The organism is methanotrophic endosymbiont of Bathymodiolus puteoserpentis (Logatchev), from assembly GCF_900128525.1.
Lineage (GTDB): Bacteria > Pseudomonadota > Gammaproteobacteria > Methylococcales > Methylomonadaceae > Methyloprofundus.
The window spans coordinates 31,532-53,002 of the sequence record NZ_FQTQ01000061.1 but is presented as its reverse complement, the minus strand read 5'-3'; the positions used below and the strand labels follow the sequence as shown (position 1 = coordinate 53,002).

General features: G+C 37.5%; 16 protein-coding genes, 1 tRNA gene and 1 pseudogene. 5 read left to right on the top strand and 13 right to left on the bottom strand.

Annotated elements, in window-relative coordinates; all coding sequences use genetic code 11:
• Positions 1 to 14: 14 nt before the first annotated feature.
• Entirely contained in the window at positions 15 to 197 is a 183-nt protein-coding gene (locus BQ7314_RS04090; protein WP_217423825.1) for a hypothetical protein, read from the bottom strand.
• Positions 198 to 340: 143 nt separating this feature from the next.
• Here BQ7314_RS04090 and BQ7314_RS04085 point away from each other — a divergent pair, with 143 nt between their 5' ends.
• Both BQ7314_RS04085 and BQ7314_RS04080 read left to right on the top strand, forming a co-directional pair.
• Positions 341 to 634 carry a DUF6399 domain-containing protein gene (locus BQ7314_RS04085; RefSeq protein WP_174482431.1) on the top strand — a complete coding sequence of 98 codons (294 nt, stop codon included), beginning with the start codon at positions 341 to 343 and terminating at the stop codon, positions 632 to 634.
• A gap of 349 nt (positions 635 to 983) precedes the next feature.
• Entirely contained in the window at positions 984 to 1,718 is a 735-nt protein-coding gene (locus tag BQ7314_RS04080) for a hypothetical protein (RefSeq protein ID WP_174482430.1), read from the top strand.
• A gap of 350 nt (positions 1,719 to 2,068) precedes the next feature.
• On the opposite strand, the gene BQ7314_RS04075 is transcribed toward BQ7314_RS04080, so the two are convergent.
• Both BQ7314_RS04075 and BQ7314_RS04070 read right to left on the bottom strand, forming a co-directional pair.
• Entirely contained in the window at positions 2,069 to 2,605 is a 537-nt protein-coding gene (locus BQ7314_RS04075; RefSeq protein WP_280953862.1) for an IS4 family transposase, read from the bottom strand.
• A gap of 7 nt (positions 2,606 to 2,612) precedes the next feature.
• A complete protein-coding gene (locus tag BQ7314_RS04070; RefSeq protein ID WP_174482428.1) occupies positions 2,613 to 3,791 on the bottom strand; it encodes an ISAs1 family transposase in 1,179 nt (392 codons plus the stop codon).
• 67 nt (positions 3,792 to 3,858) lie between these two features.
• Here BQ7314_RS04070 and BQ7314_RS04065 point away from each other — a divergent pair.
• Positions 3,859 to 4,410: pseudogene (locus tag BQ7314_RS04065) on the top strand (IS3 family transposase); the annotation flags it as partial.
• 22 nt (positions 4,411 to 4,432) lie between these two features.
• Here the strand turns inward: BQ7314_RS04065 and BQ7314_RS15985 are convergent.
• Positions 4,433 to 4,690 (bottom strand): potassium channel family protein, encoded by a 258-nt coding sequence (locus tag BQ7314_RS15985; protein ID WP_342590393.1) that lies wholly within the window; start codon positions 4,688 to 4,690, stop codon positions 4,433 to 4,435.
• Between the two features lie 26 nt (positions 4,691 to 4,716).
• Positions 4,717 to 4,998: an ion transporter gene (locus BQ7314_RS15980; RefSeq protein ID WP_342590392.1), complete on the bottom strand. Its 282-nt coding sequence runs from the start codon at positions 4,996 to 4,998 to the stop codon at positions 4,717 to 4,719.
• Between the two features lie 1,438 nt (positions 4,999 to 6,436).
• On the opposite strand from BQ7314_RS15980, the gene BQ7314_RS04055 reads away from it, so the two are divergent.
• Positions 6,437 to 6,512: transfer RNA gene (locus BQ7314_RS04055), tRNA-Arg, on the top strand.
• 213 nt (positions 6,513 to 6,725) lie between these two features.
• Here BQ7314_RS04055 and BQ7314_RS04050 read toward each other — a convergent pair.
• The gene (locus BQ7314_RS04050; RefSeq protein ID WP_174482427.1) at positions 6,726 to 8,624 is read right to left on the bottom strand and encodes a B12-binding domain-containing radical SAM protein; all 1,899 of its coding nucleotides are present in this window, start codon (positions 8,622 to 8,624) and stop codon (positions 6,726 to 6,728) included.
• A gap of 16 nt (positions 8,625 to 8,640) precedes the next feature.
• Positions 8,641 to 13,428 (bottom strand): NAD-glutamate dehydrogenase, encoded by a 4,788-nt coding sequence (locus BQ7314_RS04045; protein ID WP_174482426.1) that lies wholly within the window; start codon positions 13,426 to 13,428, stop codon positions 8,641 to 8,643.
• A 150-nt stretch (positions 13,429 to 13,578) separates the two neighbouring features.
• Between BQ7314_RS04045 and BQ7314_RS04040 the strand changes: the two genes are divergently transcribed.
• The gene (locus tag BQ7314_RS04040) at positions 13,579 to 14,196 is read left to right on the top strand and encodes a hypothetical protein (protein ID WP_174482425.1); all 618 of its coding nucleotides are present in this window, start codon (positions 13,579 to 13,581) and stop codon (positions 14,194 to 14,196) included.
• A 35-nt stretch (positions 14,197 to 14,231) separates the two neighbouring features.
• Here BQ7314_RS04040 and yaaA read toward each other — a convergent pair whose 3' ends face one another.
• The 6 genes from yaaA to BQ7314_RS04010 form a co-directional block, all read right to left on the bottom strand.
• Positions 14,232 to 14,999, bottom strand: coding sequence for a peroxide stress protein YaaA (gene yaaA / locus BQ7314_RS04035; protein WP_174482424.1), 768 nt, complete (start codon positions 14,997 to 14,999; stop codon positions 14,232 to 14,234).
• 126 nt (positions 15,000 to 15,125) lie between these two features.
• Positions 15,126 to 17,915: a bifunctional diguanylate cyclase/phosphodiesterase gene (locus BQ7314_RS04030; protein ID WP_174482423.1), complete on the bottom strand. Its 2,790-nt coding sequence runs from the start codon at positions 17,913 to 17,915 to the stop codon at positions 15,126 to 15,128.
• A 2-nt stretch (positions 17,916 to 17,917) separates the two neighbouring features.
• Entirely contained in the window at positions 17,918 to 19,195 is a 1,278-nt protein-coding gene (locus BQ7314_RS04025) for a hypothetical protein (RefSeq protein ID WP_174482422.1), read from the bottom strand.
• Entirely contained in the window at positions 19,164 to 19,616 is a 453-nt protein-coding gene (locus tag BQ7314_RS04020) for a hypothetical protein (RefSeq protein ID WP_174482421.1), read from the bottom strand. The genes BQ7314_RS04025 and BQ7314_RS04020 overlap by 32 nt, the downstream gene beginning before the upstream one ends.
• 71 nt (positions 19,617 to 19,687) lie before the next feature.
• A complete protein-coding gene (locus tag BQ7314_RS04015; protein WP_174482420.1) occupies positions 19,688 to 20,971 on the bottom strand; it encodes a TonB-dependent receptor in 1,284 nt (427 codons plus the stop codon).
• The gene (locus BQ7314_RS04010) at positions 20,940 to 21,398 is read right to left on the bottom strand and encodes a hypothetical protein (protein ID WP_174482419.1); all 459 of its coding nucleotides are present in this window, start codon (positions 21,396 to 21,398) and stop codon (positions 20,940 to 20,942) included. Before BQ7314_RS04010 ends, BQ7314_RS04015 begins: the two co-directional genes overlap by 32 nt.
• Between the last annotated feature and the right edge of the window lie 73 nt (positions 21,399 to 21,471).

Here is a 21,471-nt window from a genome sequence, read left to right as displayed (position 1 = left end):
CAAAAACTTACTCACTACAAGCAAGTACCACCTATAGAGTGGGCGGTTAATTGCATTTGACAAAGGCTAAATTGAATAAAGGCATAGCGCTCCTCCTTTTTACCTAGCAGGCTAAAGGCAACCGCTTGTGATCCATTCAAAAACGACTGTAATTCTTCCGTATTTTTTAGTGCGTTAAGATTCATGATGGCTTTCATTCCCTCATCATGAACAGATTATCTGGTTTTGTCAGTTTAGACTCATTCTATATTAGAATGCGAGGCCCTTTTCAGACTAATTCCGTATTGGAGAAAGCTTGGATTTGCTACTATAATCAACATATGATATTATAATTTATAATATGTTAAATAACATTATCGAGCAGGATCATATAGAGATTGAATCTCACCCTTTTAGCAGTCAATTATCAGTCATCGATATGGAACGTTGGCTTACATGGGCAGAAAATATGGAGAGACAGTTTCACCGTAGCGGGTCGAAGGTCGTAACGGCTGTTTATCGAAGATGTATCATAATAGCCGTGGTTTATAAGCGAAAAACGATTAAAGGCATAACGGTGAGCTATAATTATTGCATCAAACGAAAAGATGGCACGACAGCCGCTACACGCTTATTTGATATTCAGTTTCCCTGATTTTCATACACTGAAAATCAGGGAAACTGAGCGACAGGGAAATTCGCCAATCCGAAGTGCAGTGCGCGAGGGAGGCTAGAATTTTATCCCGACGCAGGGCGTACTGGGACTTATCCAATTCGCTCCGTATGTGAATGAATATTTGGCGACAGGAGTCCCAAGTGTTTCATGAGGTAGGATGGAGCTCCAATCAAGCAACGATTGCGGGAATTTAAGCAGCACATATAATTAAAAAGGGGCAGTTGTCCGAGAAAAACATTTCTTCCTATAAGCCGTTTATGGCTTTAGCAGAAAAGTTATTCTTGGAGACAAGACGTTCTTCGTTTTCAATAATAAATAGGTGAATGAAATGAAAAAATTATTAGGGGCATTAATATTATTAGCACTGTGTTCGACTTCTGTCGTCTACGCAGATTTCTCAGATGACCTCAGAAAAAAAATGAGGGAGGAAGCCATAAAATCAGCTAAAGAATATACCCGTAAAATTTTGGCCGCAATTCCCAAAGAAGAAGATCTATCCACATATGGATGGGTAACTACTCAGAAATCGGTCAATTATAGGATGCCTTGTAAGGCTAAAGATACTCCTTACTCCGCTATTTTTGCCCATGGGGCGAATCGTATGGATTTGCTGGAAGAGGATGATGACGGAAATCTCGTTTATAGTCGCGATGCAAGCATTGCCATTGATCGTATGGAGGAATTTTGTATTGCGATTGGCATACCCAAAAGCGGTTTGTCTACAACAGAACACGACGGGGTTCAGAAATGGCGGACGTGGTGGATGACCGAGGGCGTTGAAGATGGAAATTTGATCCCTGTGAGGAATGAGAAAGAAGAAATACAGCAGACTATAAAGATTTTAAAGATGGCTAAAAGTTCCCTTAAAAAACCGACTTATTTGGTTATTGGTAATGATCTGGGAGAACTTTCTGTAAAGGTGGTTCAACAACTGGGCAAGACCGGGGAAATAGAGACTATCGCAGGGATTATTTACGTGGATCGTGATACGGGCGAGTTCACTCGTTACGAACGCAACGGGGATACGTGGAAATCAAAAGATAACACACCCCCCTCACAATAATTAAAGATTGTTGCGGGGAGTCCCACTTTTGCGAAATATCATTTTGGGCATTCATTGCCCAAGTTCGCGGAAAAATCTTTAGGGTTAATTATCTCAGAATTGACGCATAAATGCGACAGGAGCCCCACAATTAATCTATGCTTGCGACAGAACCGTATTCTTTTTGTCGCGACAGCTCCCGCTCTCAGCAGGTTTAACATGATATGTTTCATTTTCATTTACCTCAGTTTTCTCCATAATACTCTGTTTTAAATGAAGTTGTAGTAATGCTAATGTCATCATGACATAAAACTGAATGGTCGTGCCTGCCCTGTCATGACGCACTAAATGAATCCCGCCCATAGTGCGCTTTAAGAAGCGAAAAAAAGTTCAATTTGCCATCTGTAGGCATAGAGCATGATAACTTGAAATGCCGTCAGGTCTTGTCGATTGGTCAGAATAAAAAAACTTTCCTGGTTGACAGTAAAACGCACCAAACGATAAATAGCCTTTGATTTATCATTGGTATAGCGAATCAATTCATCACTCACACTATCAAAGAAACGATTTGTTGATTCTGGCATTGAAAGCGCTAGCGTTTCAGTGACTGTAAAAAGCAGGTTTTCTTTGACACGAAAAACAAAAAAAGCGTGTTTCTCAACTAAGTCCCTGCACAACTGAAAGGACATGTACCCTCGATCTGCAATATAGGTCACCCCGGCAGCAGCCATTTTTAATAAGGCCTCTCGCTCACTGGAATTCCCATTACCTAGCTGAAAATCCACTGGAATCATGCGATTAAGTTCGAAGCACAAATGAAGCTTCAGTGCTTGATGGTCTTTCGTATACTCAGCCCAGAGCATTGAGTGTATCACTGGAAATAATGAACCATCTACGCAGCATAGCACGGCTTTCTCATAAAAAATTAACTTGCCTAAGTGTAGAAATTAAGGTCTCTGGAGAGTCTATAAATCTTTCAATACAGGATTGAAAGTTTTGTATTTTAGGCGTGGACTCCCGTAATAAATTCATAGCAAAACAGCGTAGTTTACCCATTATTTGAGCCTGATTCCCCTGCTTAACTCGAACACGATCTTCGTTAAACGTAACATCTAACTGCCAGTTATTAGACTCTACACTCCAGTGGTTACGAATGGTATTAACCAAGATCTCAACAGTCTTTTGTTCAGTCTTTTCTTGATAATTACTCAAATAAAAAGAAAATTCATCGCTACTTTTTTTAGTTGATTTTTCAAAAGATGTACGTCTTATTACGATCAATGTTTTTAAACCACTTTCATTCCATCGTTTATCAATTTCCGATACTGGGAAGTCATATAATACGGCTTGACGCGTAGTGATTCGCCCGTGAGCTAACTCGGTACCTATGGTTTCAGCAAGTGGCTTTAATTTCACTAAATCACGGCATTTCTGTAATAGTTTAGGTTGATTTTCTTTTACCTGAATTAAATAAAAACCGCCTTTTTGGTCAACTTGAGTCATCGTTTCAGGATTACAATGATGAGCATCTAAGCTGACTTTTTTCGCGTCCAAGCCCGTATCTTTTAGTAAACCACGCACGACTGGGATTTCACTGGATTTGTCGCCAACTTGTTGAGCTTGCGCTACATCCCTACGGCTTTCATGTGAAACAGCATGAATAATTGCTTGTTTATCCCCAGGATTAAGCGTTCCTCTCATTACTTTACCATCAATTGCAATCCATTCACCTTCAATAATTTGTGCGGTTTTATCGCTAAAACACTGATTAATCACCTCATTCAAATCCTGCCAATCTAATTTAGCCAGCATTCTTGGCAAATGAGAACGAGAAATAACGGGAGCATCCTCAAGTCCTGTGACTTCACGTAACCAATCAATTTTATTCGTCATATAACGATGAATACTGGAGACTGTTGAACGACCTAGCAAGATAGAAAAAACAACAGTAACAATTAAAAACACTAATGAATGTCGTTTGCCACGGTTGTCACGTGTATCAGGTAGTGTTTTAAGTACATTGATGAACTTAACCACCTCTGTCTCTAGATTTATTTCAAGGTCGTTATCATTCGTTGAGTGTGTAATTGGCATCTGTTTGTCGATTAAAATAATGATATTTTATCGCATATGTCAATATATTTTTTTATGAGAAAGCCGTGGGGTTGCACCTGGGCCGGATACCAGTAAGCCGCACCCAGAGAATAAGATTTACCCCTACTTGTTGCGTGGCCTGTTAATTGATAAAGTAAATCAGGTCTGGAGCACTGATATTACTTACATTCCAATGGCTAAGGGATTTATGTATTTGGTTGCAGTGATTGATTGGCATAGCCGCTATGTCTTGTCGTGGGAATTGTCTAACACGGTGGATACAGCGTTCTGTATTGATGCGTTAGAGAAAGCGCTTGATATAAGCACCCCAGAAATTTTCAATACAGATCAAGGTGCTCAATTTACTAGCCTTTCATTCACAAAAGTCTTGCTGGATAAGGAAATTAAGATCAGTATGGATGGGCGTGGCCGGGCTTTAGATAATATTTTTGTAGAGCGCTTATGGCGAACAGTAAAATATGAGAATATTTATATGAATGAGTATCAGACAGTGCCTGAATTACGATCTGGATTAAAGCGTTATTTTGAGTTTTATAACCAAGAACGGCTGCATCAAAGTTTGGGTTATAAAACACCACGTGAAGTACATTTTGTATGAGAATGTTAGATATTTCTCCTTATTATTGGGAGAAAATGGTCTTGACAATGGGGTCCACTTTAGAAACCAACCCAGTCGGTACAGCAACAATATTAAGGCCAATCATTAATACAAAAAATGTAAAGACCTTACCACCAATGGTAATAGGATACACTTCACCATAACCAACAGTAGTTAAAGTAGCAATGGCCCACCACAGGCTATGAAAAATAAATTGAAAAGCATCAGGCTGTGCCGCACTCTCAAAATAATAAATCCCAACAGCAGATAAGTAAAGCATGGTAGCGGCAACACAACTAAACAAAATCAATTAATCATCAGTGCTTGATGAAATCTATTTATTGCTTGGTTATAGCGTAGCAATTTAAACAACCTAAATAATCTTAATAACCTAAATACTCTGATAGAACGTAAGTCTAATCCAACTGATAAATAAAACGGCAGAATAGCCAACAAATCAATCAACCCGAAAAAACTAAAAACAAATCCAATTTTTTTATCAGCAACGTAAAGTCTCAATAAGTATTCAACACTAAAGATACCAATCAACACTGCTTCAGAAATATTTAATAATGACTTCGTAGTCATGACTGTTATCAGGTAATGTCTCAATAGAAAATGTTATCAATAAAACTAAAATAAGAGACTGTATAAAGAAAGCAAATAATCTACCATAACTGGTATGAATATCTTCAAGCATTGATTTAAAAAAACTTTCATAATCTATGACAAGTTTAAAGCGACAGCACAAAACCAACCACCCCACACAAAAAGCACTCTCCTCTCGCTAAAAATCAGGGAAACGGAGCGATAGCGAAGTGATGATTTTTAGTCCACAGTAGGCGACAGGGTTGTCGCCAATCCGAAGTGCACTGCGATAGCAGTGCGCGAGGGAGGCTAGTAGTTATCCCGACAGCCGTCAAGCCATTTGAGGTAGCTTTAACGTAGCGGCTTTTGCGCGTTGTGAAGCGGACGCAGGGCGTACTGGGGCTTATCTAATTCGCTCCGTATGTGAATGAATATTTGGCGACAGGAGTCCTAAGTATTTCATGAGATAGGATGGCGCGCCTAACTCCTGCGGTATTTTTGCATAAAAAAATAATTGAAACTAGATGGTTTGCAGCTGAAAATTGTTGCCGTGCCTAGTTTATTGGTGATCTATAGAGTTTATGTTCAATTATTTATGTTCATAAATTGAAAAAAAATGGCTGTAGTTGAATTTATTAACATCCAATTAACAGCCATTTTTATAGTAAATTATTTTAAATTCCTTTAAAATCAATAAGTTATTTGGTGGAGACGGGGGGAATTGAACCCCCGTTATGCCAGTGCTGTAACCCATTGAAATTAAAAATAATTATGTATTCGACATTTGTTTTTTTCGTTTCGAGTGGCTCACTCAATTGTACTAAGGAAATTCATGATAACGTATCTAACAAAATAATGAAAAAATATTTGAAAAAAAGAAATTAAACAACGAGCCTATTCATCATTTATACAGCTAGAGGAGAATGAGAGTATACTGATACTAGTTTTCAATGGATGATTAATTTACAGTGTTTACATGCTTATATATCTTGACACATGTTGCTTACAAAGACCTCTTGATGATAGAACTCAACCGCGAATCAATGTTGAAGCCGAAGCAATCGCTGAAAATCAGGGAAACGGAGCGATAGCGAAGTGAAGATTTTTAGTCCGTACATTTTGTATGAGAATGTTAGATATTTCTCCTTATTGTTGGGAGAAAATGGTCTTGACAATGGGGTCCACTTTATACAACCCTCACTTACGGTGCAATAAATAAAATCAATGATTGTTGGTCTCCACTCGGATAAATAACGTTAAAGTCTTGTTGTCCGTCTTCGTTGATATCACCAACCGACAAATCAAAACTAACCTGTTCCGCACTTAAATTGCTTGGTTATTAGGTTTTACTAACGCCCTTGCCACTATATTATCTAAAACAGTAAAATTCAAATAACCACTGTACATTTATTTGCTATAATAAGCAGCTCAAAACAACGTCCCTATTGCATAACTGGATAATGCAGTCCCCTCCTAAGGGATAGCTCCTGGTTCGAGTCCGGGTGGGGACGCCATCTTAATGTAGTTGATTTTATTGAGTATTAACCGAAATCGCCTGTGAATTGATAAGATAAGCAAAAAAGGTTTGGCAACCACACGTTAACTCGTATCTTTTATTTCAGCTACCTTCAATTTCCCCCCTATTTCTTCGCATTCATTGCCTAGGTATCATTTCTGCATCCATTTCTTATGCTGGATGCTCTAATATTAAATCTAATTTAGAAATTTCAATACAAGCATCGAGCGATATAATCTTCCTCTATTCTGGTTTCACTTACCTGCTCATCAAACCAAAATGATACGGGATATTCAAAGCCCATATTGTGCATATAGTTATATAAGGCTTTTTTTAATCCGATACCAAGCAAATCATGATCCGTTTGCACAGAATCTATATAATCCACATCATTTTCTGCAAATAAAACATTTTTATTCGCAATAAGCTCTATTCCATACTGTTCAGGGTTTAAACCCACCGGACTATGTATAGTTGCAGCAAAGCGGTGCCAATAAGCTGAATGTATACAGCCATTAAACATTAGCTGGCGCACATACTCCAAAGCATCCACCGTTTCTTGTTCAGTTTGGCTGGGAAAACCATACATCAGATACGCATGAACTAACACCCCTGCATCAGTAAATGCTTTGGTGATTTTAGCCACTTGAGCAACGCTGACACCTTTTTGCATTAAGGTAAGCAGTCTATCTGAGGCAACTTCTAAACCGCCGCTCACGGCAATACAGCCTGAATCTGCTAGTAACTGACATTTTTCTGCTGTAAAGGTTTTTTCAAAGCGAATATTGCCCCACCAGGTAATGACTATATCTTGCTCGATTAGTTTTTTCGCTAATGCAAATAAAGCTTTAGGCGGTGCGGCTTCATCAACAAAATGAAAACCGGTTTGCCCTGTTTCGGCAATTAAAGTTTGAATACGTTGTACGGTAATATCCGCACCTGCATCATCGTATTTGCCAATATAGTCTAAGCTAATATCACAAAAGCTGCATTTCGCCCAATAACAACCATGGGCAATTGTGATTTTATTCCAACGCCCATCACTCCAAATCCGATGCATAGGGTTAAGCACTTCGCACAAAGACAAGTACTTACCGATAGGTAGGCCTTCATAATTAGGTGTACCTACTTCTTTTTGGGCAATATCATGCAAAGTTGACTGAGCATTAAAAACAACTTGTCCTGCTTGTAAATAATAAGTTCTAAGCAACTCTTCACGCTGCCGATCACCTTTAAAATATTCTAACAAGGTTAATAAAGGCCGCTCACCATCATCAAGGCAAATATAATCAATAGTCTCAAAAATACGTGGCTCTTTTAGTGCACGTAACTCGGTATTGATAAAACCACCCCCTAAGACGACTTTTATGTCCGGAGCATATTGCTTACAATACTTAGCCGCTTGTAATGCACCCAACATATTACCTGGAAAAGGTACGCTAATACCTAATACTGTCGGTGCTTCCTGATCTATATATTGTTGTAATAATTGTTCAATAAGGAGTTCTGTATAACTAGGTTCTGGCGCATGTAATGTATTATATAAATCATCAAAGCTAGGGTTAGAGGCGGCAAGCCTCTCTGCATAACGCGACACTTCAAAATTAGGATCTATGCCTTCAGTGATGACTGTGGCAATATCATTAATAAATAAAGTCGCTAAATATTTGGCTTTATCTTGTACACCTAACAGCCCAAAAGCTTGCTCCAAGACTTCGATATTCATCTCTTCCATTTGCGCCAGAGATTCAAATTGCGGGCCTTCTGGTAAAAAACTGCGCTTCGCTATGCGCAAAGCTAAGCTTGGATCTTTACCTTGTAGAAAGTGGATAACCCCATCAATACATTGATAATATTGCGCATAATTAGCTAAAAAGTTATACACGCTGTCTGGCAAATCTTCGTCATCAATACTTGCAAAATTAGTTTCTAGTTGATCCAATAATTTTTCTAAACCTTGACGTGAGAAGATATCTAATAATAGGTCAATCGCCAAATCACGCTGTGTCACCGTATAGCCTTGCTGCTTTAAAAACCCTGTTAAATATGCGGTAGCTGGATACGGTGTATTTAACTGAGTCATCGGCGGAGTAATCAATAAAACTTTCATTGCGCGACTCTAAAAATTAATTTCCATAAACCGTTAAATTCCAACTAGTCCCTAAAATCACCACAATTTTTTCTAATTGCACATTTTCATCCGCTTCAGCCGAATTAATCATGGCAATATAGCGCTCAAATGCAATCGTATTTTTCTCACGCCAAGTTTCTAATTTATGTGTAATCCCCTTACCTTCCTCTGCTAATATACTCTGTAGCAATACACAGCAAACTTGATGGTATTCATCAATCATGGCTCGCCTTGATTGGGCCTCCCAGCTGGATTCTTGAGGCAGCAAGATAATTTGATTACGTAACCAAGCAAGATTCAAAACCTCATCCAAATAAAACAAGCCTTTAGTGACTTCTTGTAAAGTGCAATGACTTTTCTTTTGTACTTTTACGGCATTTAAGCAAGAAAATAAAATATCTAGTTGCGCAATTTTTAAGGCAAGTTCCGCATTGACACCTTCTTTAATAAAGTTATCTACTGTTTCATCAATATGATGTTGCTCTTTCTCCGTTACCAGACTTTGTAAGTTATCAGCTAACTCTGCGATGCACTGTATATAATGCTCATCCATATCTCCTTGAGGTTCATTACGCACACACCAATACATAGCTCTTTCAACTAACTTTCTAAGCCGAAACTTAATATTATCCAGTACTGATTTATTCACTGAACCATCTAGTTCACTTTGCATTTTCCAGATTAAATCGATTTCAAAAATACGACATACCCAACTATAAGTATTAACCAACCCCGAAGCTGAGCAACTTAATTCCTCCATAAATTGATGCGGAAAGACGATTCCTAAGCGGTTAATTAAATAATTAATTAAATGATTAACAACGATTTCTTTGCCCAATCGGTGCTCTTGAATTTCATTAGCATAAGTAGACTGTAAAGGTTCTGGAAAATAAGTGAGCAGTTCATGTTGGTACAATGCCAAATTGATATTCTCTGACTCTGATAATAATTTTGTTTTAAAAAGCAGTTTCGTATAAGAAAATAACACTGAAATTTCTGGACGTGTCAAGCCTTTCCCAGAAATCTTACGCGTTTGCATTTCCTTATCATCAGGTATTTTTTCCAGCTCACAATTTAAGTGTGCTTTTGTTTCTAAACACCTAATTAAACGCTTTACCCCTGCTAGCTGCTGTACTGACTCATCCTGAATCATAGTAATTGCATGATTTTGCTGATAATTATTGAGTAATACCAATTCAGCAACTTGGTCAGTCATACTTTCTAACAATATATCCCGTTGCTTATGGGTCATATCACCTTGCAGTAACAAGCCATTCAACAAAATCTTTATATTTACCTCATGGTCTGAGCAATCTACACCTGCAGAATTGTCTATTGAATCAGTATTAATACACCCTTTATTTAATGCGTATTCAATGCGCCCCAGCTGAGTAAATCCTAAATTCCCTCCCTCACCTACAACTTTGCAACGCAATTGCTCACCATTAATACGTAAAGCATCATTAGCTCTATCACCAACATTACTATTAACCTCAGAACTGGCTTTAACATAAGTACCTATACCACCATTCCAAAGTAAATCTACCTTAGCCATCAATATCGCTCTAATCAATTCATTTGGTGATAGCTTGGATGCTTCGATGGCCAATACCTTTCTTGCACCATCACTTAATGCGATGACTTTATCTTGACGCGAGTAAACGCCTCCCCCCTCAGAAATGAGACTCGTATCATAATCACCCCAGCCTGACTTTTCTAAGTTAAACAGGCGCTGTCTCTCTTGAAAGCTAATCTCAGTATTTGGGTTTGGGTCAATAAAAATAGATTCATGATTAAAAGCAGCCAGTAATTTAATTTTATTAGATAACAGCATACCATTCCCAAAAACATCCCCGGCCATGTCGCCTATACCAACGACAGTAAAAGGGGTTTTCTGTATATCAATACCTAAACCATCAAAATGATGCTGTACAGAAACCCAAGCTCCACGTGCAGTAATCCCCATTTGTTTATGGTCATAACCAGCAGACCCCCCCGATGCAAAAGCATCATCTAACCAAAAACGATAGCTTTTAGATAATTCATTCGCATAGTCCGAAAAGCTCGCCGTCCCTTTATCCGCTGCAACCACTAAATAAGGATCATCGCCATCATAACAAGTCACATGTTTAGGCTTTATGACTTGATTGTCTAGATAATTATCCGTTATATCTAATAGCCCTCGAATAAGAATACGATAACAAGCAACACCTTCGGCAAAAAAATCTGATTTAGCACAAACTGTTTTAACGACAAACCCGCCTTTAGCTCCCGTCGGTACAATTACTGCATTTTTAGTCATCTGTGCTTTCATTAAGCCCAGTACTTCGGTCCTAAAATCTTCACGCCGATCAGACCAGCGCAAGCCTCCGCGCGCCACAGCACCACCTCGCAAATGCACCCCTTCCATTCGCGGTGAATAAACAAATATCTCAAAATAAGGAATGGGCGATGGAATTTCGTCAATTTTTGCTGAGTTAAACTTAATAGAAAAATAAGGAGCCCCTTTCTCATCAACCGTTTGATTGAAAAAATTAGTTCGTTCAGCAGCTAAAATTAAATTCAAATAACGTCTGAGTATACGATCCTCATCTAAAGACTGAACTTGCTCAATCAAACTCGAAATATCCGCTAAAAGTGGGGCTGTATCCGTTTTATTTTCAGAAAAATTAAAGCGCACAGTAAAGAGTTGCACCAATAATTGCACAACATTGGCATTATGACTCAAAGTTTTTTCAACATAGCTTTGGCTAAAGGTAATGCCAATTTGTCTTAAATAAAAATATAAGGCTCTTAAAATATTCACTTCTCGCCAATTTAAAGCAGCATTAATCACAAGGGCATTAAAACCATCATTCTCCACATGTCCAGCCCAACATTTTTCAAAAGCCTCTTGAAAACGAGGCTTTAATGATTCTAAATCTAAACCTGCAACATTCTCATAACCTAGGCCAAAATCGTGAATCCAAAAATGTTTATCTTGACCTTTTTTGATGATTTCATAAGGATGTTCACTGAGTACTTTAACCCCCATATTCTCTAACATAGGCAAACTACGTGATAATGAGGCCTGCTCCCCCCAACAATACAATTTAAAATATAATTGCTTTTGCTCAGTAGCAGTCAACGGACTATACACAACACCTAATACAGCTAATTTAGCTTGTATCATTTTCTCAAAACGCTTTAAATCTAATAAAGCATTACGTGCTGAAACAGACTCTTTATAAGCCTCTGAAAAGCCATGACGATAAGCTTGTAAATAATCATTTGCTTCCGCTTCACCGTAAGAAAAATGGAGTTCTTCTGCTAACTCATCATGCCAATTCGATAAAGCTGCAACAATTCGCTGTTCAATGTCTTTGACATCATACTGAATGCAACAATCAGCCTTACTATGAATAATAAAATGTACTCTAGCTAATATGGATTCTGTTAATTTGACCCCAAAGTCTGTATCACTCCCTTTGAACACATCGACTAAAATTGCTTCAATTTTTTTCCGTGACTGAGTGTTATAACGCTCTCTAGGAACAAAAACTAATAAGGAAATAAAATGCCCGTAAACTTCATGACGCACAAAAACACGCACACGCTGCTGTTCTTGTACTTGTAATACGCCAATAGCACAATGATAAAGTGTATTTTCATCGGCCTGAAATAACTCATCTCTTGGTAATGAATTGATAACATAGAGTAAAGACCGAGTATTATGAGTACTATTACCTTTTTTAAAGCGCTCGGCTAAAGCACTGACTTTACTACGTACAATAGGAATATTTTTAAGCTCGCAAGTATAAGCAGAAGAAGCATATAAACCTAAAAATCTTTTTTCACCGACTACCTGCCCTGTCTCGTTATACTGTTTGATACCTATATAATCCATAAAAACAGGACGGTGCACGCTTGCCTTGCTCGTTGCCTTAGTAATCAGTAAAGGTTCGGGGGTATTTAACAGCTGATAAGCATCTTTACTAATGGGCATAAAATTCTGCTTAGGAATCTTAGCAATAGAATCACGCAAAACACCCAGTCCACTGTTAGCGACTACACTAAAACCTATTTTCTCATCTTGCTTAATAAGCCGATACTCCCTATAGGCCAAGAAAACAAAATGATTATTTTGTAACCACTGTAAAAAATCAATGGACTCTTGTAATTGAGGGTTATTCTGTTCTTTTAGTACCTTAATTTCAGCTTGCACTTTAGCCAGACAGGGATGCCAATCTTCAGTGACTACACGCACATCCTGTAAAACACCTAATAAGCTATTTTTTAGTTGAGTAATAAATTCAATATTACTTTGCCGGTTAATTTCGATATGCACAACACTTTCTAATTGTGCACCTTCTTGCTCAGTGATAGATACATTTAATAATTTTCCCTGTTTATCTCTAGTGACCCAATATAAAGGATGCAATACCAGCTGGTTAACTAATCCATAACGATTAATTTCCATCGTGACTGATTCTAAGATAAAAGGTCTATCAGGCAATACAATTTCAATGACCGTATGCGTACTTTGCCAACCAAACTCTTCAACAGTGGGGTTATAAATATTAATTTGTTCTTTTTGCGTCGGCGCAACTAAAAATAAGTTCCAATGAGATAAAACTGCACCATATAAATCATCTAAAGTTCTATCAGCAATATCATCAAAGGCATTCTCACTAAAATAATGCCGAGCAAACAAAATTAAAGGTTCAACTGACTGACCCGGCATTTTGTCTCGAATCAATTGTACTAATGCATCCAACAAAACTTTATTATTTTTATATTCCATATTCTTACTCCCAAAATTTATGCAATCGCTTTATATAGATAGGCGATGCAGCAGATTAGATCATAATATAACTATTTTCTGCTCGCTTCATAAAATAATACGTCATATTATAGACACCTACCCTGACTACTCGCATTTAAAGGATGTCTAATGGCTTTAACAGAACAACAAAAACAAAAAAAAGCACAACAAAAAAAACAGAAACGAAAATCGGCTACATCAGAAAACTCATCACAGCGATTACAAGAAAAACTAGCTCCCTATATTGAGTATCCTTTTTACGAATGCCTAATACCCCATAATTTATTTGCAGCCGGTATCGGTAATATGCTCGTAAGCAGAGTTTCACCTCAAGGTGAAGTGGCTGTATGCTCGTTTATTATTGATGTTTACTGTCTAGGGGTAAAGCAGGCCCGGTTAAAAACAATGCCGATTCCAGAATATGAAAAGGTTTTTAAGCCAGGTATTGTCGAATCACATGGTGGCTATGCCTTTACAAAAATCAAGCCCGCCTGTGCGAAAAAACTACTTGATGGCGCGGCACAGTATGCCAAAGATTTAGGTTTTCATAGCCCCTCAAGTTATCACGCTCTAAAAAACATCTTTGGTGAAGAAAAACTTGGTTTTTGTTGGTCTCGCTACCGTTATGGTAAAGATAAAATGCCTTCTTATATTCGGGGGCCGAATGAATCTACAGCCGATGCAAATAAGATTATTGCCACTTTAGAGAGGTCTTGTGGACTAGGAAATTTCCATTTTCATTTATAGGTAAAAAATAGGGCGGACTTCAATCCGCCCTAGCGTTAATTATCTCGAATAAAAAGCCACTGCTTATCATCAGATAACTCTTCTGCAAAATGATAGCCTGCACTATCAAATTCCTTTAATTGCTCTGCTTGGGTAATTTTATTTCTTAATGCATAAGCAACCATCAATCCGCGTGCTTTTTTCGCATAAAAACTAATAATTTTGTATTGGCCATTTTTAAAATCTTTAAAAACGGGAGTAATCACTTTATTCTCAATCAATTTAGGCTTTACTGCTTTAAAGTACTCATTTGAGGCTAAATTGACTAATTCTGGTGCTTCATCAGGAGGCATATCCGCTTTAATTAAAGCTGAAATCTTATCACCCCAGAAAGTATATAAGTTCGCGCCACGCTTATTAACAAATTTCGTTCCCATTTCTAAGCGATAGGCTTGCATTAAATCCAAAGGACGCAATAAACCATAAAGACCTGATAAAATTCGTAAATGCCGCTGTGCGAATTCAAGCTCATCCATAGTTAATAAATTAGCCTCTAAGCCTTGATAAACATCCCCCTGAAATGCAAACAAAGCAGGACATTGAGCAGTTGCATCAGATTGTACCCAAGCTTGAAAACGCTGGTAATTTAATTCGGATAACTTTTCACTAATACCCATTAGTTGCTGTATTTGTTTTGGGTTCAGCTCTTGTAATTGATTAATCAACTGCTGACTATCGTCTAAAAATCTTGGCTTTGTAGGGGTAATTTTAGGAACTGAAGCCTGCATATCGAGTGATTTAGCAGGTGAAATAAGCATTAACATAATTTAATTTTTTAATTATTAAGTTGTAGAGAGGCTTCCCCAGACAACTAAGTAAAGCAGCTGTATTATAGGATTTACATAGAACAGCCTGTATCAATCTTACCTATCACGCGTTATTAAGCCCTTCTATTCTAGGCCTTTAACATGACTTAAATCCAAAGGGTCAGAAATGGGTTTGCTAATATAATAGCCCTGTGCATAATCAACGCCTTGCTGCTCTAGTAATGATAAAATTTCCTTATTCTCTACAAATTCAGCAATAATTTGCTTACCAAAAGCCTGTGAAACTTCCGTTAGTACTTTAACAAAAATTCTATCTTCTTCGCTGACATCCATTTGCTTCACAAAAGAACCATCAATTTTTACATAATCAACCGGTAAGGATTTCAAATAGTAGAAAGAAGAAAAACCCACGCCAAAATCATCCAATGCAAATCGGCAACCCAGTGCTTTTAAACGCTTAATCATTGACTTAGCAGACATAAAATTAGAAACGGCTGAGGTTTCGGTAATTTCAAAAATAATGAGTTCAGGTTTAACGCCGGATTGGCTTAATAAGTTTTCAATATAAGGCAGAATATCCATATCATTCATTGAGCGCCCTGATAAATTAATTGCTAAACGCGAATTATTACCTATTGCTTGAAAAGCTAAATGCTGCTCTATTGCCTTTCTTAAAACCAAATGATCAATTTGGTCAATAATGCCAATTTGCTCAGCTTGAATGATAAAATCTCCAGGCATTAATAAGGTGCCATCTTGCTGCACAATTCTTAGTAAACACTCATAGTGACTAATTTTCTTGTGCTTAATATCTAGTATAGGCTGGTAATACAAAACAAACTCATCCTGTTTTATTGCATGTTCAATAATATGTTTCCAGCGCAACTGTTCAGTTAATACGGCTTGATATTCAAACTCAGGAGAGAAAATATGATAGCGAGCGCGACCTGATTTTTTAGCGTGATACATGGCCAAATCAGCGTTTGTCAACAATTCTTGTTGAGTTTCCCCATGCTGTGGATAAATAGCAACACCAATACTAAAGCTAATAGGGTGAATCTGCTCATTAATAATATATTTAATTTGCGTTAATGCATATAACAACTTATTTGCTAATATTTCCACACCCTCCAGCGTTGTAGCAGAAATAACTAGCGTAAACTCATCCCCACCTATACGGCACAGTAAATCAGTGTCTCTTATTTCTTTTTTAAGAACACTGGCAATAACTTGCAATAATTCATCACCAGCCTGATGCCCATGGGTATCATTGATAACTTTAAACTGATCTAAATCTAAATAAAACAGAGCGAGTTGCTCTTTATATCGCTTCGCGAGAGCAAGCCTAGCCTCTAGTTCATGCTGAAAATTGCGTCGATTACCTAAGCCAGTCAATTGGTCATGACTCGCTAGCCAAATCAATTGCTCATCTGCGACATGGCGCTCAGAAACATCAACACCTAAGCTTAAAACCACAGGTTCTTGACTATTATTCTTAGCGCGCAAGATAGTATGTATCCATGAAAGATACATAGGCTCTTCTGTTAGCAATGCCAACCGATCATCAAAAGTTATTTCTTTAGACTCTTTATTTAGCCTTAAGTGTTCAAGTTTTTGTAAATGATCTTTATCAGAAATAAGCTTGGCAAAAGGCATACCGATGATTTCAGCAGCCTTCAGTTTCATATCCATTAAGCCCTCTTTATTAACCGTAAGTATGTCACCTTGCATATTTTGCGTAATAATAAAAATAGGCGCTGTATCAATTAATTGGGCAACAAAATCCCGTTCTTCTTCTAATTCCTGACTTTTTTTGACTAATAACTCAGTATTTTTTTCAATATCATCACTTAAGATTTCCAAGTCTTTAGCCACATAAGCAGCAGTTTCTGCTAATTGACTCACTTCATCATTAAAAATGGTACTGCTTTGACTTTTTAATTTCTTCCTAAAGCTTTGATATTGATGCTGTACCAATAAAGGCAAGGCTTGTGACAATTGCGCCACCCTTGCTAAAATAAAATGGATATTAATCAGTAGGATAAAAATAACCAGAAAAAGCCCAACTAAACCAATAATACCTAATTGCAGTAATTTATTTTGTAGATTTTTATAATCTTCTGTTATATCGTTAATAATAACGAAATACGGGGCGCTGCTTGAATTTTTACTAATCGGAAAAACACGCAATTCATAACGCCGCCTATCTTTTATAAAAACAACCCCCTTCCCTAGAAAATCCTCTAAAACATAATTTTCTCTTGCTTTCTGCCATAAGGGAATATTCTTCTTCGCATGAGTAATAGCGGATAGCGCCTGACTATTGTCACTGATAAGCACACCTAAATCATTTCGCATGGTTTGCTGATACTGTAACAAAGTATCTGAAAGTGCTACCGATACACTTAAAACGCCAAGCACTTCTGAATTGAATAAAACTGGAGTCAATATTTGCTGAAAACACCCTTTAGCACAAATAAGTTGGTGTTGCGGTACTTCTTGCGTAAAAGCACGTAAAATAATTTCGGAATCAGACGGAATATCTTTCCCCCAGCGTTTAACCTCTATACTCTGCCGGTTATAAAAAGCTGCATTTTCTAAACCCCAAATAACTTGCCAATGCTGCCAATGCTCATCAAATAGCTGCTGCAATTGCGCCCCCGTTTTTGTCTCATCACTCTGTATCAATAGGATAGACTCGACAAAGCGATCTAAAACAAAAAAAGACTCTTCTGTTAAAGCTTGGGCAATATTTATCTGGTTAGTTTGGGCTGTAACACGACTGTTAGAAAAATTATCGACTGCCTGATAATAAATATAGTAAGCGTATGCACTATAAAGAGTAATTAATAGGCCACCTAAGCCAAAAGCAAACTTCCACTTTAAGCTTAAAAAGTGCTTATTTTTCTGCATAATTAAAATCTAAAGGCAACTTGTAAGGCATAAATATTCCAATTTTTTACTATCTTTGAAAAGTCAGGATTATCCAATAAATTAATAGTAGTCGCACCATGAACACGATGATATTCAGCTCGAATCATCCAAACTGGTGTAATATCCCAGCGTAAACCAAAAGTAATATCATGAGTAAACGTCAATTGAGCCGGTAACCCCGTTTTTTCATGAAATACTTGACCTGATTTATCATTAATATTTTGTACTGCAGAGTCATAGCGAAGTGTCGCTTGAAAATCATCTACAAACCGATAACCTGCTTGTACATACCAATACTCACTGACAGGAGAGGTATCCGCCACACCTAGTCTAATATCTGTAAATTCACTCCACCTAAGACTATACTCACCCACAAAACTAAACGTTTCACCATTATACTGTCCCGAAACCATAAAAGCTTCAATATTTGCTTTCATCTGCGCGTAAGGGTCACCAGAATTCTTAGCTTGGTAACTCATACTTAAGTCGGCATAACTCAATGCAAAAATATATGTGCCCCCCATCATTTCATAATTTAATTGTGTAGCAAAACTCGGTTTCGACTTTAAATGACCCGATGCTGTCGGGTCATAAGTAATAGCAGTTAATATATTCTTATCATCTGCATTTACCCAACCATAATTAAATTTAAAGGATAAATTCCCCAATGACGTATTGTAATCCGCATACAACTGCCCTCCATTGGTAGCTAACATTAATGTTCTAGAGCGTTCAAAATAAGTCAGAGGTAAAATAATAGTTGGGTGGGTAAATGCAACATCCCGAGTTTCATTATATAAGCCCCAAGGATTTTTTATTCGTCCCCCACGTACCCCTATGCGACCTTCTTGTAAATTTAAAAGATTCAAATCCACAAAACCGAAGTCTAATGTCACTTCGCCTGCATCACCTGTAGTAGCCCCTGCTCGCCGATATAGACCTTGCGCTGCAAAACTTAAATTCTTAAGCGCTCGATAGGAAATATTAAGACCTATTTCGGTTAAACCCGCTGACACGCTATTTTTACTTTTACCATAAACATTATTACCTGAAGTAGAAAATAAACCTTGGCTTAAAAAGCCATGAAACTGTATATCATCCCGCCAAGCTTTTTTAGCACCTTCCCAAAGTTTATTATCTTCTTGAGTAGACGCGCCTATAACTGATTCAGTGTCTATTTCTTGGGCACAAACAGAACAAGAAAGCAAACACACAAAATATAAGATATTACGGAGCATTAAAGTATTGAATCGATTCACCTTCAACCCTCCTGTCTATATAGCCAATGGCATTATTCGTATGTTGAATTTTGTCTAGCATTTCCTCTATAGAATCCACTGTTATAGGCGGTTGACCTGTCCCTGTATAAGTCATTCGGTTCCATGTTCTACGCAGTTGATGGGGAAACATCCCTAGTTTTTCCTTAACAAATTTTTTATGCACTGCATTATTATCAGGCAAAACAAAAACCTTAATTTTCTCACCATTAGGCCAATATAAAGTACGCAGACTAAAGATCGCCTGTAGTTTATGAGAATTTTTTAACTGTCCCACTGCATTAGCACTAACAATCACTTCTGTAGCATCAACAGCCTGTGCATTTAAGCATAGAGAAATACAGAGCAAAAGTGACTTCAATCGCTTTTGTTTTATATACCTATTAATAAAAAATAATCTCATTTATTCTATTTATATAGATTAACTCTTTTGGCTACATAGATAACACATTTAAACTTACAGGTAAAAAATAATTAAAACCTAAAGGCAACCTGTAAAGCATAGATATTCCAATTCTTTACTATCTTTGAAAAGTCAGGGTTCTCCAATAAACTAATAGTAGTCGCGCCATGCATACGATGGTATTCAGCTCGAATCATCCAAGCTGGTGTAATGTCCCAACGTAAACCAAAAACAATATCCTGAGCATACATCAAATGACCAGGAACCATTCCGCCTGTGGCTGCTTCAACGCCCTTTCCATAACGATCATTTTTATCTTGCACCGTAGAATCATAACGAAGCGTAGCCTGTAAATTATCTAAAAGCCGGTAACCTGCTTGTACATACCAATGCTCACTGACAGGCGAGTTATCAGGCACTCCAAATCTAATATCTGTAAATTCATTCCATTGCAAACTATATTCGCCTGTAAAACTAATTTTTTCACCATTATACTGAGCTGAAATAATAAAACTTTTAATATCTGCGTCTAGTTGCGCATAGGGATCCCCTATATTCTTAGCTTGGTACCTCATATTCAATTCAGCATAACTCAAAGCGAAAACATATTCTCCGCCCAAAATTTCATAACTTAATTGCGTGACAAAGCTAGGGTCAGACTCTAAATAACCCGATGCTGTCGGATCATTGATAATAGCGGTTAACAACTCCTTATCATCAGCATTTGCCCAGCCATAATTAAATTTGAATGAGAAATCTCCCATTGAGGTATTGTAATCGGCATACAACTGCCCACCATCTAAAGCTAAAAACAAGGTTCTAGAGCGTTCAAAATAGGCCAACGGCAACAAAATAGTCGGATGGGTAAAAGCAACATCTCGGGTTTCATTATACAAACCCCAAGGGTTTTTAATTCGTCCACCACGCACCCCTATGCGGCCGTCTGATAAATTTAAAAGATTCAAGTCCACAAAACCAAAGTCTAATGTCACCTCGCCAGCATCACCAGTATTAGCTCCTGCACGTCGATACAAACCTTGTACCGCAAAGCTTAAGTTATTAAACGCTTGATAAGAAACATTTAAACCTATTTCAGTCGAGTCAGCAGACACGCTGTCTTTACTTTGACCATAGATATTATTACCTGACGAAGAAAATAAACCTTGGCTTAAAAAGCCATGAAACTGTATATCATCTCTCCAAGTCTTTTTAACACCCTCCCAAAGTTTATTACCTTCTTGAGTAGGCGCGCCTATAACTGATTCAGCGTTTATTTCTTGGGCACAAACAGAACCAGAAAGCAGACATACAAAATACAAGATATTACGGGGCATTAAAGTAATGAATCGATTCATCCTCAACCCTCCTGTCTATATAACCGATCGCATTATCCGTATGTTGAATTTTATCTAGCATTTCCGCTACTGAATCAACCGTAATAGGCGGTTGGCCTGTCCCTGTATAAGTCATTCGATTCCATGTTCTACGTAGTTGATGAGGAAACATCCCTAGTTTTTCCTTAACAAATTCTTTATGCACTGCACTATTATCAGGCAAAACAAAAACCTTAATTTTCTCACCATTAGGCCAATATAAAGTACGCAGACTAAAGATTGCCTGCAATTTATGAGTATCTTTTAACTGTCCCACTACATTAGCACTAACAATCACTTCTGCAGCATTCAGAACCCCCGCATTTAGTAACAAAACAATACAAAGCAAAATCATACTTTTGCGCTGCTGCTTTTGAGCTGTATTTTTATTAATAAAATGCACTATCATTTTTCCTACTCATATAACTCCACTCTAGTACTCGTTTTTTCTTGACTAAATATATTGCACACTACCGGCTTAC